The organism is Wolbachia endosymbiont (group B) of Gerris lacustris (assembly GCF_964028355.1).
Taxonomy (GTDB): Bacteria; Pseudomonadota; Alphaproteobacteria; order Rickettsiales; family Anaplasmataceae; genus Wolbachia.
Genome location: NZ_OZ034761.1, coordinates 361538 through 386432 on the forward strand (window position 1 = coordinate 361538; position 24895 = coordinate 386432).

General features: G+C 35.3%; 17 protein-coding genes and 7 pseudogenes. 5 read left to right on the forward strand and 19 right to left on the reverse strand.

Going from position 1 to position 24895, the window contains the following annotated elements; all coding sequences use genetic code 11:
• The first annotated feature begins 222 nt into the window (after positions 1–222).
• Both ABWU62_RS01790 and ABWU62_RS01795 read left to right on the forward strand, forming a co-directional pair.
• On the forward strand, positions 223–1929 hold the full coding sequence (locus ABWU62_RS01790; RefSeq protein ID WP_353287326.1) for a hypothetical protein: 1707 nt from the start codon (positions 223–225) through the stop codon (positions 1927–1929).
• Between the two features lie 99 nt (positions 1930–2028).
• Positions 2029–3261, forward strand: a complete 1233-nt coding sequence (locus tag ABWU62_RS01795) for an IS256 family transposase (protein WP_353287327.1) — start codon at positions 2029–2031, stop codon at positions 3259–3261.
• Between the two features lie 314 nt (positions 3262–3575).
• On the opposite strand, the gene rlmB is transcribed toward ABWU62_RS01795, so the two are convergent.
• Positions 3576–4343: a 23S rRNA (guanosine(2251)-2'-O)-methyltransferase RlmB gene (gene rlmB, locus ABWU62_RS01800; protein ID WP_353287328.1), complete on the reverse strand. Its 768-nt coding sequence runs from the start codon at positions 4341–4343 to the stop codon at positions 3576–3578.
• A 91-nt stretch (positions 4344–4434) separates the two neighbouring features.
• Here rlmB and ABWU62_RS01805 point away from each other — a divergent pair, with 91 nt between their 5' ends.
• A complete protein-coding gene (locus tag ABWU62_RS01805) occupies positions 4435–4926 on the forward strand; it encodes a Smr/MutS family protein (RefSeq protein WP_211907769.1) in 492 nt (163 codons plus the stop codon).
• Here the strand turns inward: ABWU62_RS01805 and uvrC are convergent.
• The 13 genes and pseudogenes from uvrC to ABWU62_RS01870 all read right to left on the reverse strand — a co-directional run.
• Entirely contained in the window at positions 4906–6741 is a 1836-nt protein-coding gene (gene uvrC / locus ABWU62_RS01810; RefSeq protein WP_353287329.1) for an excinuclease ABC subunit UvrC, read from the reverse strand. The genes ABWU62_RS01805 and uvrC overlap by 21 nt on opposite strands.
• Complete coding sequence (gene glyS / locus ABWU62_RS01815; protein ID WP_353287330.1) at positions 6725–8833, reverse strand: glycine--tRNA ligase subunit beta; 2109 nt, start codon at positions 8831–8833, stop codon at positions 6725–6727. The genes uvrC and glyS overlap by 17 nt, the downstream gene beginning before the upstream one ends.
• A 3-nt stretch (positions 8834–8836) precedes the next feature.
• Positions 8837–9676, reverse strand: coding sequence for a glycine--tRNA ligase subunit alpha (locus ABWU62_RS01820; protein WP_353287331.1), 840 nt, complete (start codon positions 9674–9676; stop codon positions 8837–8839).
• A gap of 44 nt (positions 9677–9720) precedes the next feature.
• The gene (locus tag ABWU62_RS01825; RefSeq protein WP_353287332.1) at positions 9721–10479 is read right to left on the reverse strand and encodes a phosphatidylglycerophosphatase; all 759 of its coding nucleotides are present in this window, start codon (positions 10477–10479) and stop codon (positions 9721–9723) included.
• A gap of 210 nt (positions 10480–10689) precedes the next feature.
• Positions 10690–11371 (reverse strand): annotated as a pseudogene (locus ABWU62_RS01830) (IS630 family transposase); the annotation flags it as partial.
• A gap of 19 nt (positions 11372–11390) precedes the next feature.
• Positions 11391–12183, reverse strand: a protein-coding gene (locus tag ABWU62_RS01835; RefSeq protein WP_353287310.1) for an IS5 family transposase whose coding sequence is annotated in 2 segments (ribosomal slippage) — positions 11391–11918 and positions 11920–12183 — 792 coding nt in all. Because the reading frame shifts where the segments join, the coding sequence is not laid out codon by codon here.
• A gap of 60 nt (positions 12184–12243) precedes the next feature.
• Positions 12244–12561, reverse strand: a pseudogene (locus ABWU62_RS01840) (IS630 family transposase); the annotation flags it as partial.
• Between the two features lie 511 nt (positions 12562–13072).
• Positions 13073–14086 (reverse strand): porphobilinogen synthase, encoded by a 1014-nt coding sequence (hemB, locus tag ABWU62_RS01845; protein ID WP_353287333.1) that lies wholly within the window; start codon positions 14084–14086, stop codon positions 13073–13075.
• Positions 14079–15104 carry an NADH-quinone oxidoreductase subunit NuoH gene (gene nuoH / locus ABWU62_RS01850; protein WP_353287334.1) on the reverse strand — a complete coding sequence of 342 codons (1026 nt, stop codon included), beginning with the start codon at positions 15102–15104 and terminating at the stop codon, positions 14079–14081. Before nuoH ends, hemB begins: the two co-directional genes overlap by 8 nt.
• Complete coding sequence (gene nuoG / locus ABWU62_RS01855) at positions 15088–17148, reverse strand: NADH-quinone oxidoreductase subunit NuoG (RefSeq protein ID WP_353287335.1); 2061 nt, start codon at positions 17146–17148, stop codon at positions 15088–15090. Before nuoG ends, nuoH begins: the two co-directional genes overlap by 17 nt.
• A complete protein-coding gene (locus tag ABWU62_RS01860; protein WP_264336834.1) occupies positions 17133–17345 on the reverse strand; it encodes a hypothetical protein in 213 nt (70 codons plus the stop codon). The genes nuoG and ABWU62_RS01860 overlap by 16 nt, the downstream gene beginning before the upstream one ends.
• Before the next feature lie 245 nt (positions 17346–17590).
• Positions 17591–19087 (reverse strand): leucyl aminopeptidase, encoded by a 1497-nt coding sequence (locus tag ABWU62_RS01865; protein WP_353288138.1) that lies wholly within the window; start codon positions 19085–19087, stop codon positions 17591–17593.
• A gap of 232 nt (positions 19088–19319) precedes the next feature.
• A pseudogene (locus tag ABWU62_RS01870) lies at positions 19320–20001 on the reverse strand (IS630 family transposase); the annotation flags it as partial.
• Positions 20002–20074: 73 nt separating this feature from the next.
• On the opposite strand from ABWU62_RS01870, the gene ABWU62_RS01875 reads away from it, so the two are divergent.
• Positions 20075–20867, forward strand: a protein-coding gene (locus tag ABWU62_RS01875) for an IS5 family transposase (protein ID WP_353287093.1) whose coding sequence is annotated in 2 segments (ribosomal slippage) — positions 20075–20338 and positions 20340–20867 — 792 coding nt in all. Because the reading frame shifts where the segments join, the coding sequence is not laid out codon by codon here.
• Between the two features lie 6 nt (positions 20868–20873).
• Here ABWU62_RS01875 and ABWU62_RS01880 read toward each other — a convergent pair.
• From ABWU62_RS01880 to ABWU62_RS01890, 3 pseudogenes are all read right to left on the reverse strand, one after another.
• A pseudogene (locus ABWU62_RS01880) lies at positions 20874–21191 on the reverse strand (IS630 family transposase); the annotation flags it as partial.
• Positions 21192–21272: 81 nt separating this feature from the next.
• Positions 21273–22016 (reverse strand): annotated as a pseudogene (locus ABWU62_RS01885) (helix-turn-helix domain-containing protein); the annotation flags it as partial.
• A 55-nt stretch (positions 22017–22071) separates the two neighbouring features.
• A pseudogene (locus ABWU62_RS01890) lies at positions 22072–22753 on the reverse strand (IS630 family transposase); the annotation flags it as partial.
• Positions 22754–22826: 73 nt separating this feature from the next.
• Here ABWU62_RS01890 and ABWU62_RS01895 point away from each other — a divergent pair.
• A protein-coding gene (locus ABWU62_RS01895; protein ID WP_353287093.1) for an IS5 family transposase occupies positions 22827–23619 on the forward strand; the annotation gives its coding sequence in 2 pieces (ribosomal slippage) (positions 22827–23090 and positions 23092–23619; 792 coding nt in all).
• Positions 23620–23625: 6 nt separating this feature from the next.
• Here ABWU62_RS01895 and ABWU62_RS01900 read toward each other — a convergent pair.
• Positions 23626–23943, reverse strand: a pseudogene (locus ABWU62_RS01900) (IS630 family transposase); the annotation flags it as partial.
• A 164-nt stretch (positions 23944–24107) separates the two neighbouring features.
• Complete coding sequence (locus tag ABWU62_RS01905) at positions 24108–24749, reverse strand: protocatechuate 3,4-dioxygenase (RefSeq protein ID WP_353287336.1); 642 nt, start codon at positions 24747–24749, stop codon at positions 24108–24110.
• Between the last annotated feature and the right edge of the window lie 146 nt (positions 24750–24895).

Sequence of the window (24895 nt, forward strand, 5' to 3'; positions counted from 1 at the left end):
GAGCATAAAAGTAGCCGTTTTATATTAAAGTACAACGTTTCTTATGATGGGAAAATGGATTCCAGTGTCAAGCACTGGAATGACAGCAGAGGAGACTGGAACGGCAAGAGAAGAATTCTGAAGTGAAAAGCTTCAAGGAAATCTTATGCAAAATCTAGTATTTACGGAATTTATATTATTTTCATGCACATTATGGTTTTTATAATTAACGGAGAGTGTGATATGGCGGCTAATTTAAGTTTTAAAAAAGTAGATACACAAACTGATGCAACAGATCTAGCTGATGTTAAAACTATAATTTATGAAGATAATACAGGTAATAAGTATACCTTTGGTGTAGATGATACTAGTGTTTTCAACACTTTTAGGTATGAACCTAATGGTAATGCTGAAGTAGATTACAGTTCTACAGCAACAAAGTTCATGACTGGAGGTGCAATTGCTACATTATTAGGTATTGGAACTAATGTAGATTCAATAAAAACTAAGACTGATAAGATTACAGATACCTTAGGAGCTGATGTTGCTGCTATAAAGGCTAAGACTGATAAGATGCCTGACGATTTAGAAACTGAGTTAGGTAAGTTAGCAAAATCTACTGATGTTACTGAAATAAGAGCTAAGACTGATAAGATGCCTGACGATTTAGGAACTGAGTTAGGTAAGTTAGCAAAATCTGCTGATGTTACTGAAATAAGAGCTAAGACTGATAAGATGCCTGACGATTTAGGAACTGAGTTAGGTAAGTTAGCAAAATCTGCTGAACTAGCTCCTTTAGCTAAAACTGCTGACGTTACTGCAATAAAAACTAAGACTGATAAGATTACAGATACCTTAGGAGCTGATGTTGCTGCTATAAAGGCTAAGACTGATAAGATGCCTGACGATTTAGAAACTGAGTTAGGTAAGTTAGCAAAATCTGCTGAACTAGCTCCTTTAGCTAAAACTGCTGACGTTACTGCAATAAAAACTAAGACTGATAAGATTACAGATACCTTAGGAGCTGATGTTGCTGCTATAAAGGCTAAGACTGATAAGATGCCTGACGATTTAGAAACTGAGTTAGGTAAGTTAGCAAAATCTACTGATGTTACTGAAATAAGAGCTAAGACTGATAAGATGCCTGACGATTTAGGAACTGAGTTAGGTAAGTTAGCAAAATCTGCTGATGTTACTGAAATAAGAGCTAAGACTGATAAGATGCCTGACGATTTAGGAACTGAGTTAGGTAAGTTAGCAAAATCTGCTGAACTAGCTCCTTTAGCTAAAACTGCTGACGTTACTGCAATAAAAACTAAGACTGATAAGATTACAGATACCTTAGGAGCTGATGTTGCTGCTATAAAGGCTAAGACTGATAAGATGCCTGACGATTTAGAAACTGAGTTAGGTAAGTTAGCAAAATCTACTGATGTTACTGAAATAAGAGCTAAGACTGATAAGATGCCTGACGATTTAGGAACTGAGTTAGGTAAGTTAGCAAAATCTGCTGAACTAGCTCCTTTAGCTAAAACTGCTGACGTTACTGCAATAAAAACTAAGACTGATAAGATTACAGATACCTTAGGAGCTGATGTTGCTGCTATAAAGGCTAAGACTGATAAGATACCTGACGATTTAGGAACTGAGACTAATAGAATCGCAGGTATTGTAACTAACGTAGATGCAATAAAGGCTAAGACTGATAAGATGCCTGCTAACTTAAATGATAAGTTAACTGAGTTAACTATAATAGCAAAAGCTCTAGATAATAATGGTGACGTCACTAAAGCTGCTAAAACTGTACTAGGGAGCAGTTTCAAGCAAGCTATCAAGGATGCTGGGCAAGAAGGTAGTGAATGGCTTAGAAATGAGATAAAAGAGATAGTGTCACAGCCATCCTTCGAGATTCCAACAGATTTAAGTTCACCTCTTTCTTGGGATTGGTAATGTAAGTGCTAGTGAATGACATCGCAAGAGGGAACGTTCAAAAAAGTGTGTCAAACCGAAAAAAAAGTAATAAATTGATATAAAAAATGGAGGTTTGATATGAGTCAAGCAAATAGAACTACTGGTTTGGTAGATTATAAAGAATTAGAAACAAATATCCTGTCATCTATACGAGAAGGAAGACCATTGACAGGAAGAGATGGAGCATTAACACCGTTTATAAAAAGGTTGCTAGAGGCAAGTCTGGAAGGTGAAATAGAAAGCTACATGTCAGCTGAAAGTGAAGAAAATAACCGAAGAAATGGGAGAAACGCAAAAACTTTACGCACGAGTGCAGGCTCATTTGAGCTGCTAACACCAAGAGATAGGGAGGGAAGCTTTGAACCACAAATAGTCAAAAAAAGGCAAACAAGCCTACATCCAGAACTTGAAGCAAAGGTCTTAAGCACATATGCCAGTGGCATGGGATACAGAGATATAGCTTCACATGTTGAGGAAATATATGACCACAAAATATCAGCAGCAGAGATATCTAGTATTACCGATAAACTGCTACCAGTAATCAATGAATGGCGCAGCCGCCCACTGCAATCAGTGTATCCAATAGTATTTATGGATGGCATGTTTTTTAAGGTCAAGGAGGACGGACATTGCATAAGTAAATGTATGTATAATATATTGGGCATAAATCAAAATGGCAGAAAAGAAGTATTAGGTTTTTATTTGGCTGAAAGTGAAGGAGCTAACTTCTGGTTGGGAGTACTAAATGACCTCAAAGAAAGAGGAGTAGAAGATATTCTAATTGCCTGTATTGATGGGCTAAAAAGCTTTCCTACCGCTATAAATAGTGTATTTCCTAAAGCAGAAGTACAGCTATGCATAGTGCATCAGATAAGGAATTCACTGAAGTATGTATCTAGCAAAGATGTAAAAGTTTTCATAAATGATTTGAAAAAAATATATCGTGCTTCAAGTAAAGAGATTGCTGAGAATTATTTGCTTGAGCTGGAAGAAAAATGGAGTGAAAAATATCCCTTGGTTACAAAATCATGGCAAAACAATTGGGAAAATTTGTCTGGTTATTTTAAGTATTCTGGACCAGTTAGGAAGCTGATTTACACCACCAATCCAATTGAGGGATTGCATAGACAAATTAGGAAATTTACTAAAACTAAGGGCTCATTTACTAATACAAATGCCTTGTACAAACAGGTATATTGTGCTATAAAAAAGGTAGAGCAAAAGTGGACTACAGCTTTGCCTAATTGGTCATTAACTATGTCTCAGCTTGACATTTTCTTTCCCAACAGACTGAAAATTGAGTTGAACTAAAAATGCGGCTTGACACAGTTTATTTAACACTCCCTCGCAAGATGTCATTCACTGTTGTCATTCCAGCATGTGATACACAGATGTACGAACATTATTCTGTAGAAAGATGTCATGCCAGTGCCCAGACACTGGCATCCATTTTTCCATCATCATCAGAAACGTTATATTTTTTTTATACTCGCAAATTTAACTAGATCCCAGTGTCGCGCACTGGGATGACATCTTCCAGCTGTGCATGTGAAGCTAAAATGGCATTCTTTTTTCTAGATTCCAACGGTCTTGATAGCAGGCAAAAAGTATATTTTTCATTGCAACTAATTTGCAGTGATTTTTGTTTTAATGTAAATGGAATATAGTCCTATTGCTGCTGCGTTTGAAACATTTAGACTATCAATTACGTTTGACATTGGAATTTTTAAAAGATAATCACAATTTTTTTTCACTAATCTCCGCATTCCTTTCTCTTCAGAACCAAAAACAATTACTCTTTTTTGCCCAAAATTCTTTATTTCATCTATATTTTCCTTTGCATTGCAATCAAACCCATAACACCAGTAGCCTATCTTTTTTAAAGACTCCATCGTCTTTACTATGTTTGTAACGTATATTAGAGGGACAATATCCAGTGCTCCACTTGCTGCTTTTGCGATAGATGCATTTTCGCTCGGTGAATGGTGATACGGTAAAACCAATGCATCAATGTTGAAACAAGCTGAGGTTCTTAAAATCGAACCTATATTGTGTGTATCAGTAATTTGATCTAAAATGACTATAGTAGAGTTTTCACCTGATCTTTCAGCTATTTCTTCAATATTTAAGCTGTGAAAAATAGGAGTAACTTTTAAAGCAATTCCTTGGTGATTTACACCTTTGGGTAAAACATCATTGAACATTTTGTTCTCTACCAGTCGAGCTTTAATGCCCTTACTATCTGCACATTGTTTAATTTCTTTCTCAAATTCTCTGTAGAAATTTTCTGTTACTAACAGTTCTATACACCGCCTATTTTTGTTTCTTAATGCTGAAATACAAGTGTGCTTTCCATATATCCAACAGTTTTCATTAGCTTTTGATGATTTCATCTCATTATTAAAAATCAGATTTTTATAGAGTAAGCAATATTTTACTGTGTTTATATATTGTTGTAAAATTATGAGTTCAATTAATGAATTTATGTCAGATGATGAGTTAGATTGGCAAAAAAATGTTAAGCCAATAGAATGTGGAAAAGTTACTTTGAAAGTTGATCACAAAGTAAATATAAAATCTATGATTGATAAAGGTGCCTCTAGTTTACAAGAAAATTTTCTTAATACTGATAATGGTGATTCATCATTTTGTCTTGACTACAATACAAAATTAAAGATCGATAGGGGCAAATATTTTATAAGCGATAAACTCGATTTGCACGGCTATAGTATAGATAATGCTTATTGTAAATTGATAGATTTTATTATCAAAAATTATCAAGCAGGGAATAGGTGCTTATTGGTAATTACGGGGCATGGTAATAGTACAGATAAAATAGACACTATAAAGAATAGCTTAAATAAGTGGTTGAATGACACAAAAGTTCGGAATATGATCTTATACTATCAGCAAGCCATAAAAAAACATGGTGGCAAAGGAGCTTTTTATGTCTTATTAAGAAGAAATAAAGGTTAATTTAGGAGTACCTTTCTTAGAATTCACGTATTGAAGAATGATTTCTGCTAAACCTTTACTAATTCCAGGTACGTTTTGAATTTCAGCTAGAGAAGCTTTGCTTATATTTTCTACCGAACCAAAATGAGACATGAGTGCCTTCTTTCTTTTACTGCCAACACCGGATATTTTACTTAATTGTGAAGCAAAAAACTGTTTATCGCGTTTTTTTCTATGCGAAGTTATCGCAAAACGGTGAGCTTCATTACGCAGCAATTGTAAATAAAGCATGACCTTGCTGTCACTTGCTAGAGTAAATTCTTCTCTGTCCGGCACATAAAATCTTTCATTTCCTGCATTACGATCATGACCTTTCGCCATACAAGCAAAAGGAACTTTTATATTCAATATTTCCAACACATTATGCACTATGGAAACATGTCCTGGACCGCCATCAATCAGTAAAAAATCAGGGATTATATCTTTTATATTGCCAGAGAAACGTCTAGTCAGCACTTCTCTCATCATTTTATAGTCATCACCTGAAATTTCTTCTTTTATAGTAAATTTTTTGTATTCACTTTTTAAAAAACCTTCCTGCCCTGCAACAATCATCACACCAACTTGTTGATTTCCAGATATATGGCTATTATCATAAACCTCGATACGCTTTGGAATATTTGGTAACGAGAAAATCTTCCTAAGCTCTTCGAGCTTTTCTAGGTTATTTCTATAATCAGTAAGCTTCTGCTCTAGGCTATGCTTAGAATTATTGTAAATAAAATTCAACAAATCACGCTCTTTACTATTTTTCGTATGCAAAACTCTTATTGATTTTTGAGTAAGAGCATAAAGTACTTGTTCTATAATTTCCTTATCCTTAATAAAATCGGGAACGTAAATTTGTGCTGGTGGTGTGCTAACTGGATTATACAAATTGACCAAAAAGGTGGATAAAATTTCATCATTTGGGTGATCACTACAATTCTCAATGAAGTAAGGAATGCTTCCATAGTTACCTTTATCTCTGAAAGATAGTACACCAATGCATGCTAAGTCTGCCTCACGTACAACGCTAAAGAAATCTGCATCTTCTTCAAAAGAAAAATCCATTGGCTGCATTTGAATTTGCTGAAGAAATTTCAATCGATCTCTATAGACAGCAGCAAGCTCGTAGTTCATCTCCCTACTGCACTTTTCCATTGTAGAAAATAGCTGTCTTTGCACTTCTTTATTCCTTCCTAGCAGAGTATCTTGTGCTTGTTTTACTGATTTGCAGTAATCATCTTTTGTAATTTTATCTACGCATGGTGCTGAACAGCGCTTAACTTGATACTCAAGACATGGTCTTTTTGTTGAAGAGAAATATTGATCTGAACATACTCTTAAGAGAAAAGCTTTTTGCAATGATAATATAGTGTTCTTAACAGCAGCAGCAGATGGAAAAGGGCCGTAGTAATGAAACTCATTCTTCTTAAACTTACCTCTATATTTCGCCATTCTTGGATAATCATGCTTAGAAATTGTTATATAAGGATAAGATTTTCCATCCCTAAGCAAAATATTATAAGATGGTTTTAACGATTTTATTAACTGTGCTTCAAGAAGCAATGCTTCGATTTCATTCTCAGTGATGAATATTTCAACCTTAATAACCTGTGAGATCATTACTCTGATTCGTTCAGAAAGGTTTTCGAATTGAAGATAGTCGGATAACCTCAACTTCAAGTTTTTTGCTTTACCAATGTATAAAACCTTATCCTTATCTCCAACCATCTTATACACGCCACAGGACTGTGGAGATGATTTGATTTGTTCCTTATATTGCCTGAACATTTATCAATTGTTTAACCTGTATAAGGTTAAACTCTGCTACTAAATGAAAAGTAGAAATAACATTTACAAGTAAAGATAACCTGTTTATTCTGAGTTCATTAGAATCACAGTTAATCTTTACATTGTCCATAAATTGATTGATAAATGGAGCAAAATGAGCAAGTTCATCAAGCGCTATATTAAAGTCGTTATTTTCTATCGCCTGTTTTATGTTTTTACACACAGCTATAGCACAATTTGATAGCTCAACCTCTTCATTTTCAATCAAAAACTTCTTATTGTAAGATGCACTATAAGTAGTGCCATCATTTTTTCTTACTTTGCCTATTATGTTACTGACTCTTTTATAAGTGCTTAGAACATGTTCACCTTCTGGTGTACTAAGATAATAATCCAACATAACAGTTTGTTTTTCTGCTGTTAGCAGATCATTAATATCGATTTTATATATTATTGAATCTACAACATCTTGCCTTATATTTCTATTTTTTAAAATAACCTTGAACCTTTCTAAGCAGAATTTAAATACTAGCTCTGAAATTTGTTTTTCACTTGGCTTATCAACTGGAATTATATTTTTATTCAATAGAAGTCTTGAACATAAAGATACTGACTTATCTATCAGCAGTCTAATTGGAATATGCAAATTATTTTCAAGTATTGTTCTAATTATACCAATTGTCATTCTCCGCAAACCAAACTGATCATACGAACCAGAGATTTTCTCACCTGCTGCAATTAAACCAACCAAACTATCCATTTTGTCTGCAATAGCTACAGCAATCGCAGTAGGAGATCTAGGGCATTCTTGCTCCGATCCAATTGGCTTATAGTGCTCAGTTATAGCTTCTACTACTTCTTTATCTTCTTGAAAGTAAGAAGCATAATATCCACTCATCGCTCCTTGCAATCCCGGAAATTCTTTCACTATCAACGTTGCAAGATCTGCCTTTGCTAAATATGCAGCACGTTCAACTTTCATTAATGAAGCATATGGAATAAATATCGCTATATACTTTGACAGAGCAATAATACGCTTCACTTTTTCTTCTACACTACCGAGCAAGGCATGAAATGAAATAGAACTCAATTTTTTGACATAGTAATCCAGGTTTTCCTTCTTGTCTTGAGATATCAAAAACTGGGCATCAGCAAGACGTGCTTCTAGTATTCTTTCATGGCCTTTGACAACTTCATTATTGTTAACATTTACAACAGTAACAAAATGTGAAATTTTTTGTCCGTCGCTTAAAGCAAGATACTTTTGCTGCGTGTTAATTATACTAAGTATTACTTCCTTCGGTAATTCTGATAATTTTACCTTACCAAATAATACTATTGGCCACTCTATAAGCCCTGCCAATTCATTAAGCAAATAATCATTTTTTTCAAGTTGTAAGTTCTCCTCTTTTGTAAACTTATTAATCTGATCTAGTATAAATTGCTTTCTTTTGTCCGACTGGAGAATGACATTATTTTTTTCTAACAATTCAAAATAGTCTTTGGGTGTTTTAACAGTAAGTACTGCATCACCTGAAAGAAATCTATGACCATACGTTACGTTGCATGTTGTAATCCCTGCAAAAAATACAGGTATTATTTCGTCATTTAAAATGCATAGAATATTTTTAATTGGCCTAACCCATCTCTCTTTTCTTTCACTCCATCTCATGCTCTTTGGCCAAGAAAAGTTTTTTAGCATTTCCTCCAGTTGATTTTTGAGAAACCCGTTGATGTTAAATAAGCAGCTTTCTCTCTTAATGAAGTAAAAATCTTCATCGTTTACTTTGCGAACGAGTAAATCTTCTTCAACTTTGCGATTTTTTCTCAAAAAACCTTCGATAGCACTTTTCGGTGCATTAACTCTTGGTCCTTTAATCTCACTGTTAGAATCTTTTAGCTCTAAAGCACTTACGCCATCGATAAAAAGAGCAATGCGACGTGCAGTCACATAAACTTCTATGGATACAAACTTTACATTATTTTTACTGAAAGCATTAGTAATATAGCTCTTAATCTGAGCTGCAGCTGAATTCTGCATTCTCGATGGAATTTCTTCTGAAAGACATTCAAACAATAATTGTGACGACATATTCTACTTAGCTCTATATAACTCACAGCATTTTTTTGTCAGCTCTCTCACTCTACCAATATAAGCTGTACGTTCATTCACACCAAGGACACCTCTTGCATCAAGCAAATTAAGTAGATGGCTAGTTTTAATACATTGGTCATAAGCTGCTACCGGCAATTCTTTTTCAATAAGGAATTTACACAATTTTTCTGTGTCCTCAAACTGCTGTTGTACTACTTTAGTATCATAATAATCAAGTGCCAGGTAAGAAAATTCATACTCTCTTTGTTTAAAAACATCTCCATAAGTTACACCATTATCGTTCCAAATTACATCGTAAACATTATCTACACCTTGTATGCACATTGCTAAACGTTCCAACCCATATGCCACCTCACCAGGAATTATTCTGCAGTCAATGCCTCCCACTTGCTGTATATAAGTAAGTTGTGTTACTTCCATTCCGTTGCACGTAACTTCCCAGCCAAGCCCCGATGCGCCAACACTTGGATTCTCCCAATCATCTTCAATAAACTTAATATCATATTTTTTTATTGATACACCAAGAGCTTTTAAGCTGTCTAAGTAGACATCTTGCAAATTGCTGCCAGATGGTTTGATTATAACTTGGTATTGATGATGCTGATATAAGCGATTAGGGTTGTCGCCATAGCGCCCATCTGCAGGTCTGATTACTGGTTGCAGATACGCAATTTTTGTTGGTTTTTCGTCAACCGCTGACATGATTGTTGCAGGATGTAGTGTTCCAGCTCCAACTTCAGACGTATATGGGTGAAGTATAGTACACCCTTCATCTGCCCAAAAGTCTTGTAATCCCTTTATTATATCCTGTAGATTCACGCAAACTGTATATCTTTTAAACTGAATATATAAGCAAATAAGTACTATTCTATACTTATTTTTTTAATAGTGCCATGGAAATAGTCACTCAAGGCTATTGAACTTTCTTTTACATACTCAAATATGCTTTTATTTAAAACAATCGCATCATGCATAGTCAGATCGCAGAATATAAATGCAGTCAAGTACAATAAAATCACTGCATAAAACACATGAAAAATCCCTTCAAATGTGATTGATATTGCATTGTTATAACTAAGCTGTATCATACTTATCGGCCATGGTTTTATTACTTCTACAATATTAAAAAATAAATAAGGTATTATAAAGAAAAAGAACAAATGCATAAGATCATTAAACCAAAATGGACATTGAAGTATTGCCTTGCATATACTTAAATAGAATTTACTTACAATATAATAAATTGACATTATTGCCGGCATCGAAAGCGCAACAGTCAGCACTTGTCCTGATGCTATTTGTATTACTATATTCTCATCACTGCTAGCTGAAGGATCTTGAATGTGGAAAATTGATATTCCAACTAACTGCAGCACTAACATAACTATCGCTAGCTTGGTAAAAATAGCAGCTACAACTATGCCTGAATTCGGCATTTTGTATAGTATAAAATCACCTCCGTATGTAAGCATTAATATAATGTCGGTAATAAATAATATTAGAAAAGAAGACCAATAATGCTGCCAACCTGGTAAATATCCTATTCCCAAAAAAGAGCTTATTATTTTGGCAGGAAAAACCTTGCCTAGCACCTTACCCAAAAATTGAAAAAAAATCCCCATGTCCTAACTAACACTTAACTTATATTTTTCACAATACTGAATTGTAATGGACTTATCAATACACTTCTTGCATAGAAAAAAGGCAAATAGTTAAAAACGATCTAAACCGTTGCCCCTTTATACTAGTAGCCTCCTTTTTTGTCATCCCAGTGCTATCCCCTTCTTGTCATCCGAGTAGCTGACACTGGTTTCTTATACCAACTCTCATTATTAATGAACCAAATAAGAAGCATTGCAGAGTTGTTTAACCGTGGAAGGGGAAAGAGAGGTAATAAATTTACACAAAGCGCTCTCAAGCAGAACAATTGTATCGTAGATTTTATTGCGCAAAATGTTCTGTTTTATATATAACCAAAACCTCTCAACAGGATTGAGGTCAGGTGAGTATGGTGGTAGGTATATAATTTCGATATTTTTAGGTATCTTTAAACTTTTTGACTTATGCCAACTAGCGCAATCCATCACGAGAAAAGCCTTTCGTATTCCTAAATATTGCGACATCTGTTCAAGGAATATATTTATACAAGCAGTGTTGACGTTTGGTGCAAATAAGCTAAAATTCTCTCCATTTCTGGGATTAACTGCACTATAGAGATAAAAATTTTCCCTACCTAATTTTACCTTAACCTGTGTCCTACTGCCTTTTTTAAACCACCCATGTCCAACTTTTGAATGTGTACCAAACCGTGATTCATCGAAGAAAAATAGCTCTTTTTCAGAATGCATGACAATAGTTTCATTGAGGTTTTTTTTTAAACTCCTCTTGCTTATTTTTATCCTGTCCACTATGAACTGGTCTTGGTGTGATATATGAGAATTTCATTCTTTGCATATTACGATGTATTGTGGATTTGCTGATATTCAAACCAAATCTTTCTTGGATTCTTATTCTCATTTCTCTAAGAGCCTGTTCATAATCTTTTGAGGAGCAAGGCAGTAAAAGCTAGAACGACCATTTGTAGTCTAGTATTGAGTTTACGCTCGCAATTTTTCCATAACCGTCTACACTTTTCCAGCCAAGCAAAAGAACGCTCTACAACCCACCTTTTTGGCAATACAACAAAGGTATGTAATTCACTTCGTTTTATTACTTCAACGGTTGCACCAATAGTCGTTTTTATTTGAGTTGCAAAATTTTCTCCTGTATAACCTGCATCAACTAGTATATTTTGAACTTCGGAAAGATTTTTTCTTGCGTTACAAATCATCTCTACAGCAGCAGTACGATCTCCGATATTAGCTGTAGTAATATAAATTGCATGTGGCAAACCTTGCGTATCTACTGCAATATGACGCTTTATTCCTGAAATTTTCTTGCCGGCATCATAACCTTTTTCTTCAGCAATATCGGTGCTTTTTACACTTTGAGCATCAATGATGCAGAAGCTTGTTTTTGTATTCCGACCACTGTTGAAACGAACCTCTCCAACTAATTTTTTTTAAGACAATTTCTAGAACACTTTCTCTATCTTCATTCGGTTTTTTACTCCATCTCTTGAAGTAATCGTAACAATTGCGCCATTTTGGAAACTCTTTTGGTAGCATTCGCCACTGACAGCCACTTTTTAGCACATAAAGTACACCGCAAAATAACTCATATAAATCCAGTTTTCTTGGTTTTGTTTTTTTTCTACAGGATTCTAGATCTGGTAATATAATCTCAAATCTTTCCCGACTTATATCACTTGGGTATACACTCCTCATATATCCTAACTTATATACATTATCTCTTAGTTTATTCCTTTCTTGAGATCATGTACAGGTTCTAATAGTAATATTGGGGTTTTCCTCTATCCACACCTCAATTTGTTCAAGTTGACTTTGGTTCAATATAGTTTTTCTACGGCGTTGAGGTGGAGAAAATAATTTTTCTTCTCTTCCAAATTTTATGTGCTTTATCCATGTAGTAATTGCCTTTCTCGAAATGCAACATATTTTTGCTACAGCTGTTATACTATGCTTTTTTGCTGCAATTACAGCATTTAGTTTTTTTGCAACATACGCATTATTTCTTACTTTCTTCAGCATCTCTTTTGCTGATTCCACCACTTTTTCATCCAATAATTTTGATCTTAATGCCATCTAAACCTCGCTATTTTACTTACTCCAGTATGGCTTTTTTTCCATTATTGTCTATTCGTTGCTTGTATAGCGGGAATTGGTATTACCAATAAAAACTTAGAATCAGATCTCCTTTGTGCTCAAAAAATTCCTGGATTCCAGTGTCAGCTACTTGAATGATATCTTCAAGCTCCGTATAGCTATGCGTCACGCGCTGGCCTGAAGCTTTAACTATAAATATTAAAAAATTCACCAAGCTAGAAAAAGGCGAAAGAATCCCCCAGTAGTGAGTTTTATAATGCAAATTGGCATTGTAATAATGTGCTAACGCTTAAAATAAGCGTGTTTTGGCTGAATGTAGAAAAAATAAAAAAGACATGCAGCCGCTATAATTTTTATATAATTTGCCAATAAATATCTGAGTTTTTTACTGAATTTTTGTTATTGAACCCGCGCGGATCGAAAACAAGGATAAATACTCTTATTGATATGATAAGGAAGGTGGGAAGGTTTGTCAAGTCACTTCGACCAGCTACCTATCTAGATGTTCCACACTGCTAAGACTTTTTGCAACATCAAGTGCAGCATAGGTGAATATTGCACTTGCACCTGCACGTTTAAAACCAATTAAAGACTCATAAATCACTCTGTCATAATCCAGCCATCCATTATTTGCTGCAGCTTTTATCATTGCATATTCGCCGCTTACTTGGTAAGCAAAAATCGGAAAATTAAACTTTTCACTTGCTGTTTTTATTACATCCAAGTATGGCATACCTGGCTTTATCATTATAAAATCTGCGCCTTCATCTATATCCATTTCGATTTCGCAGATTGCTTCGTGTGCATTTCTATAATCCATTTGATAACCACTTTTGTCGATGAATTTTGATGATGCGCACGAACCGACAACTTGCCTGAATGGCGCATAAAAGCTAGAACAGTACTTTACTGCATATGACAATATTGATACATTCTGAAAATCATTATCATCCAATGCTTTTCTTATTTTTCCTATCCTGCCATCCATCATATCAGAAGGAGCAACTATATCGCATCCTGCTTTTGCTAAAACAAGCGCTTGCTTACATAATGCTGACACAGTTTTATCATTTTCTACATCTATCCCACCGCTTTTTAAAATGCCATCATGACCGTGAGTAGTGTATGGGTCTAGTGCAATGTCTGCAATAATGCCAATATCCTGCACATTTGATTTTACAGCACGAATTGCTTTACAGATTAAATTGTCAGGATTATACGCTTCCTCGGCGTTTTCAGATTTTAGTTTACTATCAACTACAGGAAAAATTGCAACAGCATTAATTCCCAAATCCTTAGCTTCCTGAGCTATGGAAACCAGCCCATCTATTGAATAACATTTGATATCAGGTAAGCCAGAAATCGGCTCAGTTGTTCCTTCTCCGTCATGAACAAATAAGGGAAAAATCAAATCATTTACTGATAAAGTGCTTTCACTTGTTAAATTGCGAACCCACTTGCCTGAGCGCCTACGCCTTAATCTTGTATTTGGAAAATTAAACATTGGATCCAGGTAAATTCCCAGTAAAAAGCAACACTCCTGAAATGAGTACTACCCAAAGCACCGATATCGGTAGAAACACTTTCCAACCAAGACGCATGAGTTGATCATACCGATAGCGAGGTATTGTAGCTCTAATCCAAATAAATATAAACAAAAGTATAATTATCTTCAAAATGAACCAGATTAAACCAGGAATTTTATACAGCAAACCAAGCTCTAGCGGAGGATACCATCCTCCTAGAAAGAATATTGTCATCATAGCACTTGCTAAAATCATGTTTGCATATTCTCCCAAGAAAAAGAGAGCAAAAGGCATTGATGAATACTCAACATTATACCCAGAGACAAGCTCTGCTTCAGCTTCTGGCAAGTCAAATGGGTGACGGTTAGTTTCTGCAAGCAAAGAAATAAAAAATATTATTCCTATAGGCATTAGTAGCAAATCAATCCAAAATGGCATATTATGTTTCGCTACCACCATCTCTCCGAGATTTAATGTGCCAGTTGTAATAACAACTGTAGCAACTATTAGACCTATTGAAACTTCATATGAAATCATTTGAGCAGCTGACCTTATAGCGCCAAGAAATGCATAATTAGAATTACTAGACCAGCCTGCAATAATAATGCCATATATTCCCAAAGAGGATATAGCTAGCACATAAAGCACTCCAACATTAATATTTGCTATTACTTTAGGGATTACTACCTGCTGTCCGTTTTCTGTAATTATTTCAGCTCCAAACGGTATAACTGCCCAGGCAATTAATGCTAAAATAAAGGTGATCATTGGAGCCATAATAAACAGTATGGTGTTTGCTCTAAATGGTATTATCGGCTCTTTAATTATCAATTTGATAGCATCTGCAAACGGCTGCAATAAACCAAATGGCCCTACTACACTTGGACCATGTCTCAGTTGAATTGCACCAATAACTTTGCGCTCAAAATATACTAAATATGCAACTGAAAGCAGTAGCGGTACTAAAACAAATAAGATATTAATCAGCGTGTCCATGGAAAGCTTTAGTACAATCTGCCATTATTTTTGAAGCGCGACTTATTGAGTCTGTCATATAAAAATCATACTTTTTTAGAGTGAAAGGGATATTACTTAATTTGATCTCATTACAAGCAATTGATACCCATTTATTTTTTACTAATTGGTCAGCATCTCTAAACTGTGGACCAATAGTGTCTAATTTTTTCCTAACATCAAATAGACTATCATATAGAAAGGAAAGACCCAAATATTGGGATAAATTTTTTATAATCAACCAATCTTCCTTTGCTTCACCAGGAGGAAAAACAGCTAAATTTGTTCTCTGTACTCGCCCTTCAGTATTTACATAAGTTGCATATTTTTCTGTGTATGCAGCTCCAGGTAGAATGACATCTGCTATATGTGCTCCCCTATCACCATGGTGGCCTTGATAAATTACAAATGTATTTTCTAACTTTGATGTGTCAACTTCATCTGCGCCAAGAAGATAAACAACTTCTACCTCGCCATTTTCTGTTTGCTTTAATATTTGACTAACATCCTTTCCATCTTTTTTAGGAACAAATCCAACATCGAGTCCACCAACTCTTCCTGCAGCTTTATGTAGCACATTAAAGCCATTCCAATCATCTCTGATCATGTTGAATTTTTCTGCAATTGTACCAGCCAGAGCTAAAATTGACTCAGAATCATCTCTCATTAATGTATCTTGACCGATGATGAGCATAGGGTTTGAGGCAGTGCTCAGCAGCTTACAAAATTTATGATTTCCTTTTGCTATTTCGTCTAAAATATTTGGGTTATTGCCCAACTTCTCAACATGATACAAATACTCAATGTCAGGGCCAATGCTTGCAATAGGAAAATTACCTTGTAAATATCTCTTTCTTATGCGTGCATTAATAATTGGTGCCTCTACTTTGGGATTTGTATTTACAAGCAGACACAAATCTGCATTCTCTATGCCCTCGATAGTGGTATTGAACACATAAGATCCACGATTATTTGGTATAAGTTTTGCTCCATCCTGTCTGCAGTCTATATTTGCTGAACCAAGCTTATACATCATTTCTTTTAGTAAGAGCATAGACTCACAATCTGCTAAATCACCTGCAATTGCAGCTATTTTGTTTGGTTTTGTACTCTTTAGTTTTTTCGCAGCAAGAGTCAATGCCTCACTCCAATCAGCTGGCACTAATTTGCCCTCTTTTTTTATATAAGGTCGATCGAGGCGTTGTACTTTGAGTCCATCATAAGCAAAACGAGTTTTGTCTGATATCCATTCCTCGTTCACTTCTTCATTGAGTCTTGGCAATATTCGCATAACTTCAGGACCACGATAATCAACTCTAATACTGCTCCCTACAGCATCCAGCACATCTATAGTTTCGCAATGTGATAGCTCCCATGGGCGTGCTGTAAAAGAGTAAGGCTTTGAAGTTAAGGCTCCCACAGGGCAGAGATCTATAATATTCCCAGATAATTCAGAGCTAATATGCCTTTTTATGTAAGTACTAATCTCTATATTTTCTCCCCTGCCAATTCCTCCAAGTTCATTTGTACCTGCAACATCAGACAGAAATCTAACACATCGAGTACAATGAATACACCTGTTCATTGTAGTCTCAATCAGTGGACCAAAATGTTTTTTCGGTACAGCCCTCTTATGCTCATCAAGTCTGCTGTTCCCTTTCCCATAGGCCATTGTTATATCTTGTAAATCGCACTCACCACCTTGATCACAAATCGGACAATCAAGTGGGTGATTAATCAGCAAAAACTCGAGCACTCCTTCACGTGCCTTTTTTACCTTGGGGGTGTCGGTGTGAATCACCATACCCTCTGCAACTGGCATTGCGCAGGAAGCTACTGGTTTTCGAGGACCACCCTCAACTTCAACCAAACACATTCTGCAGTTACCAGCAATTGCTAAACGCTCATGATAACAAAAACGTGGAACTTCAATGCCCACAGCTTCACAAGCTTGGATTATAGTGAGCCCATGCTCTACTTCACATTCCTTAGAGTTAATAGTAACTTTCACTATACAGCTTCCCACTTTATAGGGTTACCACTTACCTCATCTTCAACTAGATTGCCGTTATCGTATTGAGCAGACATATAGTTCATACGTGAATCACGGTCTATATACTTAACCGGTTTTACCGGTTTATCCTTATACATTTTTTGTTCAGCTTTCTTACGTTGAGTAGGGTTATTTTTACTAGCTGTTTTCGCTTTCCCACCTGCTGCCATATAAACTCCTAAAAACTTCTTATTTTATTTTAACACTTAAGTATACACCGTCAATGCTAAATAGCTTTAAAGTTTTAATAGGCCATCATTACAATCATCATTTGAACAAAATACTTTCTCTTGATGCTGCTCAAGTACGTAACTTTAGAATCCCCCAAAAAGAAGATGATGATATCATTTTCTACGTCTTATCAATAGACATTCATGCAGCCGTAAATTAAGCTATAAATTCAATACAAAGATCCTTAATTATTAACCTCATAGTATTTCTCAACCAACTTATTGAGCAATCTTACACCGAAACCTACTGCCCCTCTTGGAGAAATATCAGTGCCTTTTTCGTGCCAAGCAGTGCCTGCAATGTCTAAATGTGCCCAGCAAGTGTCGTTTACAAAACGCTGTAGAAACTGTGCAGCCATTATACTATCTCCACCAGAACCTGCAGGAGCGATGTTTTGGACATCAGCAACCGGCGAATCAATAACTTTGTTATAAGTCTCATTCATAGGAAAGCGCCATAATTTTTCATTTACTTCATTTCCTGCATCAATCAAATGACTTGCCAATTCATCATTATTTGAAAAAAGACCAGCATATTCGTTATTTCCAAGTGCAACCACAATAGCACCAGTTAAAGTTGCAAGATCAATCATAAATTTTGGTGAAAACCTCTCTTGTGTATACCACAAAGCATCTGCAAGTATTAGTCTTCCCTCTGCGTCGGTATTTAAAACTTCTATTGTCTGTCCAGACATTGAAGTAACTACATCGCTCGGTCTTTGAGCATTACCGCCCACTGCATTTTCTGCAAGTGCAACTACACCAATTGCATTTACTTTTGCTTTTCGTCCAGCCAAAGTACGCATCACTCCAACTACAGTGGCAGAGCCTGCCATGTCATATTTCATTGACTCCATACCACGTGAGGGTTTTAGTGACACTCCACCAGTATCAAACGTTATACCTTTGCCCACAAAAGCTATAGGCTTTTGTTCTTTAGAGGCTCCGTCCCATTTAATCACTACTAATTTTGGCTCTTTACTACTTCCTTGTGCTACTCCGAGCAAAGCTCCCATTTTTTTCTCTTCTATCTGCTTTTTATCGAGCACCTCAACTTCAAGGCCAAGTTTAGTAAGTTCATCTTTTATACGATTAGCATAGGATTCGGGATATAAGATGTTAGGTGGCTCAGTAGTAAAAACACGTGCAAGAAATATGCCTTCACCTTCTTGTTTTAAACGTTCAAACGATCTTTCAGCATCACTTAATTGTTCATCTTCTACTAATACTGTAATCTCCTCCACTTCTGTAATTTTTTCATCTTTTTTAGTTTTATACTTATCAAACCTAAAACTACGCAAAAATGCGCCATATGCAACACTCGCTACATTGCCTTCGATTGAAATTGCTGCCCTTTTGATTCTTAATCTGCTTAGTTCACAATATATTTTACCGCCAATATTTAATTCTTTGCTTTCATTCCATTCATCTCTCTTGCCAAGACCAGCAACTATAATATTTTTTCCCTCTGATGAAGTGACGGAGAAAAATTCACCAAAGCCTCCACTGAAGTCGCTAAATTTCCTGATATTATCTACAACTTGCTTGTCTTGTAGAACATTATTTATGAACTTATCACCCTCAAACAAACCTACCACTAGCGTCTCAAAATTAGGTAAAGCCTTAGAAATTGTTATCTTCATCGTTGATATCTCCGCTGCAAATAATTGTAAACTGTACATAAAACATAGTAAAAACATTAGCAAGATATTTCTCATGCACGTTTCAAGTACAATAACACTTAAAGTGTAATAGTTTAGACTTGATCTGACAGTCATGAATTATCTGACAGAAGAATCGACGAAGTCAAAACCGATATCAGAATCTGTTTTAATGTTATCAATATTTTTTTGGTAAGCAATATGCATACTATCAAAAAAGGTCTGCATAGGAGTCTTATACCAACTCTCATTATTAATGAACCAAATAAGAAGCATTGCAGAGTTGTTTAACCGTGGAAGGGGAAAGAGAGGTAATAAATTTACACAAAGCGCTCTCAAGCAGAACAATTGTATCGTAGATTTTATTGCGCAAAATGTTCTGTTTTATATATAACCAAAACCTCTCAACAGGATTGAGGTCAGGTGAGTATGGTGGTAGGTATATAATTTCGATATTTTTAGGTATCTTTAAACTTTTTGACTTATGCCAACTAGCGCAATCCATCACGAGAAAAGCCTTTCGTATTCCTAAATATTGCGACATCTGTTCAAGGAATATATTTATACAAGCAGTGTTGACGTTTGGTGCAAATAAGCTAAAATTCTCTCCATTTCTGGGATTAACTGCACTATAGAGATAAAAATTTTCCCTACCTAATTTTACCTTAACCTGTGTCCTACTGCCTTTTTTAAACCACCCATGTCCAACTTTTGAATGTGTACCAAACCGTGATTCATCGAAGAAAAATAGCTCTTTTTCAGAATGCATGACAATAGTTTCATTGAGGTTTTTTTTTAAACTCCTCTTGCTTATTTTTATCCTGTCCACTATGAACTGGTCTTGGTGTGATATATGAGAATTTCATTCTTTGCATATTACGATGTATTGTGGATTTGCTGATATTCAAACCAAATCTTTCTTGGATTCTTATTCTCATTTCTCTAAGAACCTGTACATGATCTCAAGAAAGGAATAAACTAAGAGATAATGTATATAAGTTAGGATATATGAGGAGTGTATACCCAAGTGATATAAGTCGGGAAAGATTTGAGATTATATTACCAGATCTAGAATCCTGTAGAAAAAAAACAAAACCAAGAAAACTGGATTTATATGAGTTATTTTGCGGTGTACTTTATGTGCTAAAAAGTGGCTGTCAGTGGCGAATGCTACCAAAAGAGTTTCCAAAATGGCGCAATTGTTACGATTACTTCAAGAGATGGAGTAAAAAACCGAATGAAGATAGAGAAAGTGTTCTAGAAATTGTCTTAAAAAAAATTAGTTGGAGAGGTTCGTTTCAACAGTGGTCGGAATACAAAAACAAGCTTCTGCATCATTGATGCTCAAAGTGTAAAAAACACCGATATTGCTGAAGAAAAAGGTTATGATGCCGGCAAGAAAATTTCAGGAATAAAGCGTCATATTGCAGTAGATACGCAAGGTTTGCCACATGCAATTTATATTACTACAGCTAATATCGGAGATCGTACTGCTGCTGTAGAGATGATTTGTAACGCAAGAAAAAATCTTTCCGAAGTTCAAAATATACTAGTTGATGCAGGTTATACAGGAGAAAATTTTGCAACTCAAATAAAAACGACTATTGGTGCAACCGTTGAAGTAATAAAACGAAGTGAATTACATACCTTTGTTGTATTGCCAAAAAGGTGGGTTGTAGAGCGTTCTTTTGCTTGGCTGGAAAAGTGTAGACGGTTATGGAAAAATTGCGAGCGTAAACTCAATACTAGACTACAAATGGTCGTTCTAGCTTTTACTGCTTTGCTCCTCAAAAGATTATGAACAGGCTCTAATAGTAATATTGGGGTTTTCCTCTATCCACACCTCAATTTGTTCAAGTTGACTTTGGTTCAATATAGTTTTTCTACGGCGTTGAGGTGGAGAAAATAATTTTTCTTCTCTTCCAAATTTTATGTGCTTTATCCATGTAGTAATTGCCTTTCTCGAAATGCAACATATTTTTGCTACAGCTGTTATACTGTGCTTTTTTGCTGCAATTACAGCATTTAGTTTTTTTGCAACATACGCATTATTTCTTACTTTCTTCAGCATCTCTTTTGCTGATTCCACCACTTTTTCATCCAATAATTTTGATCTTAATGCCATCTAAACCTCGCTATTTTACTTACTCCAGTATGGCTTTTTTTCCATTATTGTCTATTCGTTGCTTGTATAGCGGGAATTGGTATAAGCATGATTTCCTGGCTTGCCACAATACTCTGTACCACGATCAGTTAAAATGCGTAGCAATGGAACTTTCTGTTCGTCAAAAAATGGTATAACTCTATCATTGAGAAGATCTGCAGCTGTGATAGCAGTTTTCTCCGTATAAAGTTTAGCAAAGGCCACTCTAGAGTAGGTAGCAATAAAAGTTTGTTGATAAATTCTTCCAATACCTTTGATATTGCCTACATAATAGGTATCTTGACTACCTAAATATCCAGGGTGTTGTGTCTCAATTTCGCCATTGGCTTCTTTTTGTTCCTTAGTTTTTTCTAAAGCAGCAACTTGCTCCTCTGTCAAAATGATACCATCTTGTACCACCTTCGCTTCCAGTGCTTTCAATCTCTTTTTAAAATTTTCGAGGTCGTTTCTTTGCCATATTGACCTTATCCCGCTAGCAGATATTAGAATTCCTTTTTTCTTTAACTCATTAGCTGCTCTTTCTTGTCCATATGCTGGAAACTCTACTGCTATTTTAACTACTGCTTCTTCTGTATCCTTTGGTACTCTATTGGCAAGTAATGGTTTGCTTTTGTTTATCTCATATAATGCTTTTTCCCCTCCCGTTTCATACAGCTCTTTGAAGCGGTAAAATGTATCCCTTGAATATCCCATTACTTTACACGCCTGTGATACATTTCCTAATTGCTTTGCAAGTTCTAGCAACCCCAACTTTGGTTTTAGTATTTTTTCTTGTGTTTTACTCATATCTGACACTCCTTTAAAATTTATTTATATTTTTATCTTATACCAACTCTCATTATTAATGAACCAAATAAGAAGCATTGCAGAGTTGTTTAACCGTGGAAGGGGAAAGAGAGGTAATAAATTTACACAAAGCGCTCTCAAGCAGAACAATTGTATCGTAGATTTTATTGCGCAAAATGTTCTGTTTTATATATAACCAAAACCTCTCAACAGGATTGAGGTCAGGTGAGTATGGTGGTAGGTATATAATTTCGATATTTTTAGGTATCTTTAAACTTTTTGACTTATGCCAACTAGCGCAATCCATCACGAGAAAAGCCTTTCGTATTCCTAAATATTGCGACATCTGTTCAAGGAATATATTTATACAAGCAGTGTTGACGTTTGGTGCAAATAAGCTAAAATTCTCTCCATTTCTGGGATTAACTGCACTATAGAGATAAAAATTTTCCCTACCTAATTTTACCTTAACCTGTGTCCTACTGCCTTTTTTAAACCACCCATGTCCAACTTTTGAATGTGTACCAAACCGTGATTCATCGAAGAAAAATAGCTCTTTTTCAGAATGCATGACAATAGTTTCATTGAGGTTTTTTTTTAAACTCCTCTTGCTTATTTTTATCCTGTCCACTATGAACTGGTCTTGGTGTGATATATGAGAATTTCATTCTTTGCATATTACGATGTATTGTGGATTTGCTGATATTCAAACCAAATCTTTCTTGGATTCTTATTCTCATTTCTCTAAGAACCTGTACATGATCTCAAGAAAGGAATAAACTAAGAGATAATGTATATAAGTTAGGATATATGAGGAGTGTATACCCAAGTGATATAAGTCGGGAAAGATTTGAGATTATATTACCAGATCTAGAATCCTGTAGAAAAAAAACAAAACCAAGAAAACTGGATTTATATGAGTTATTTTGCGGTGTACTTTATGTGCTAAAAAGTGGCTGTCAGTGGCGAATGCTACCAAAAGAGTTTCCAAAATGGCGCAATTGTTACGATTACTTCAAGAGATGGAGTAAAAAACCGAATGAAGATAGAGAAAGTGTTCTAGAAATTGTCTTAAAAAAAATTAGTTGGAGAGGTTCGTTTCAACAGTGGTCGGAATACAAAAACAAGCTTCTGCATCATTGATGCTCAAAGTGTAAAAAACACCGATATTGCTGAAGAAAAAGGTTATGATGCCGGCAAGAAAATTTCAGGAATAAAGCGTCATATTGCAGTAGATACGCAAGGTTTGCCACATGCAATTTATATTACTACAGCTAATATCGGAGATCGTACTGCTGCTGTAGAGATGATTTGTAACGCAAGAAAAAATCTTTCCGAAGTTCAAAATATACTAGTTGATGCAGGTTATACAGGAGAAAATTTTGCAACTCAAATAAAAACGACTATTGGTGCAACCGTTGAAGTAATAAAACGAAGTGAATTACATACCTTTGTTGTATTGCCAAAAAGGTGGGTTGTAGAGCGTTCTTTTGCTTGGCTGGAAAAGTGTAGACGGTTATGGAAAAATTGCGAGCGTAAACTCAATACTAGACTACAAATGGTCGTTCTAGCTTTTACTGCTTTGCTCCTCAAAAGATTATGAACAGGCTCTAATAGTAATATTGGGGTTTTCCTCTATCCACACCTCAATTTGTTCAAGTTGACTTTGGTTCAATATAGTTTTTCTACGGCGTTGAGGTGGAGAAAATAATTTTTCTTCTCTTCCAAATTTTATGTGCTTTATCCATGTAGTAATTGCCTTTCTCGAAATGCAACATATTTTTGCTACAGCTGTTATACTGTGCTTTTTTGCTGCAATTACAGCATTTAGTTTTTTTGCAACATACGCATTATTTCTTACTTTCTTCAGCATCTCTTTTGCTGATTCCACCACTTTTTCATCCAATAATTTTGATCTTAATGCCATCTAAACCTCGCTATTTTACTTACTCCAGTATGGCTTTTTTTCCATTATTGTCTATTCGTTGCTTGTATAGCGGGAATTGGTATTACTTTATTAATCTGTCAGATTAAGTCTAAACTATTACACTTTTTAAAGTTAATGTGAGCTCCCTTCATACGCAAGGATTTTTACCTTTTATCAGAAAATTTGTTATACCCACCTAGGGTTATATTAAATGTGTAGGTCTTAATGGCCCGATTGTTATAAGTAAATGGTGCTATCAGAAGGCTTGCAAACCCATTATCAATAAGACCCCCAAGAACAGAATCAGCACAGTTGTCGCAATTATGATCAGCAAAGAACATTTGTGTTGTGAATTCTGGAAAATCTGGATGTTGAATCAAAAAGTTGATGTGTGGAGCCCTATCCCCGATTTTTCCAGGTGCTATTGTAATAAAACTATAATAGCCAAGGTTATTTACTACAAATCTTCCTGATCCAGCAAAATTTGGATCATCCTCTACATTCTCATCATAATGGCTCATACCACGTGAATTTGCATGCCACATAGAAACTACAGCATTTTGTATTGGTAAGCAATTTACATCAGTAACTCTACCCACTACATTTATTAATTCTCCTGCTGCACTACTTGGAGAGCCAGGTTTTCTTCTTAAATTATTTGAAGAGTTAAAGCTTTTTGGCCTTGTTTCAAGATTATAAATCCCTGGAGTTTCAATACAATTGAGTAAAACAGGGTCAGCTGCAAATAATGACAAACCTAATATAGAATGTACTAAAAACGCTAATAAGATACTTTTCACATTCATTTTGTTTATAGTGCTTTTATCAGAATTATAGCAACCTTTTTCTTTTATTTAAAGATAAGACTTTCTTTGAAGCCTTCTTAGAATCACAACTATCCCTTCAGTGTATGAGTTTAGACTTCAGTACTGCATACACAACTGCACGAACT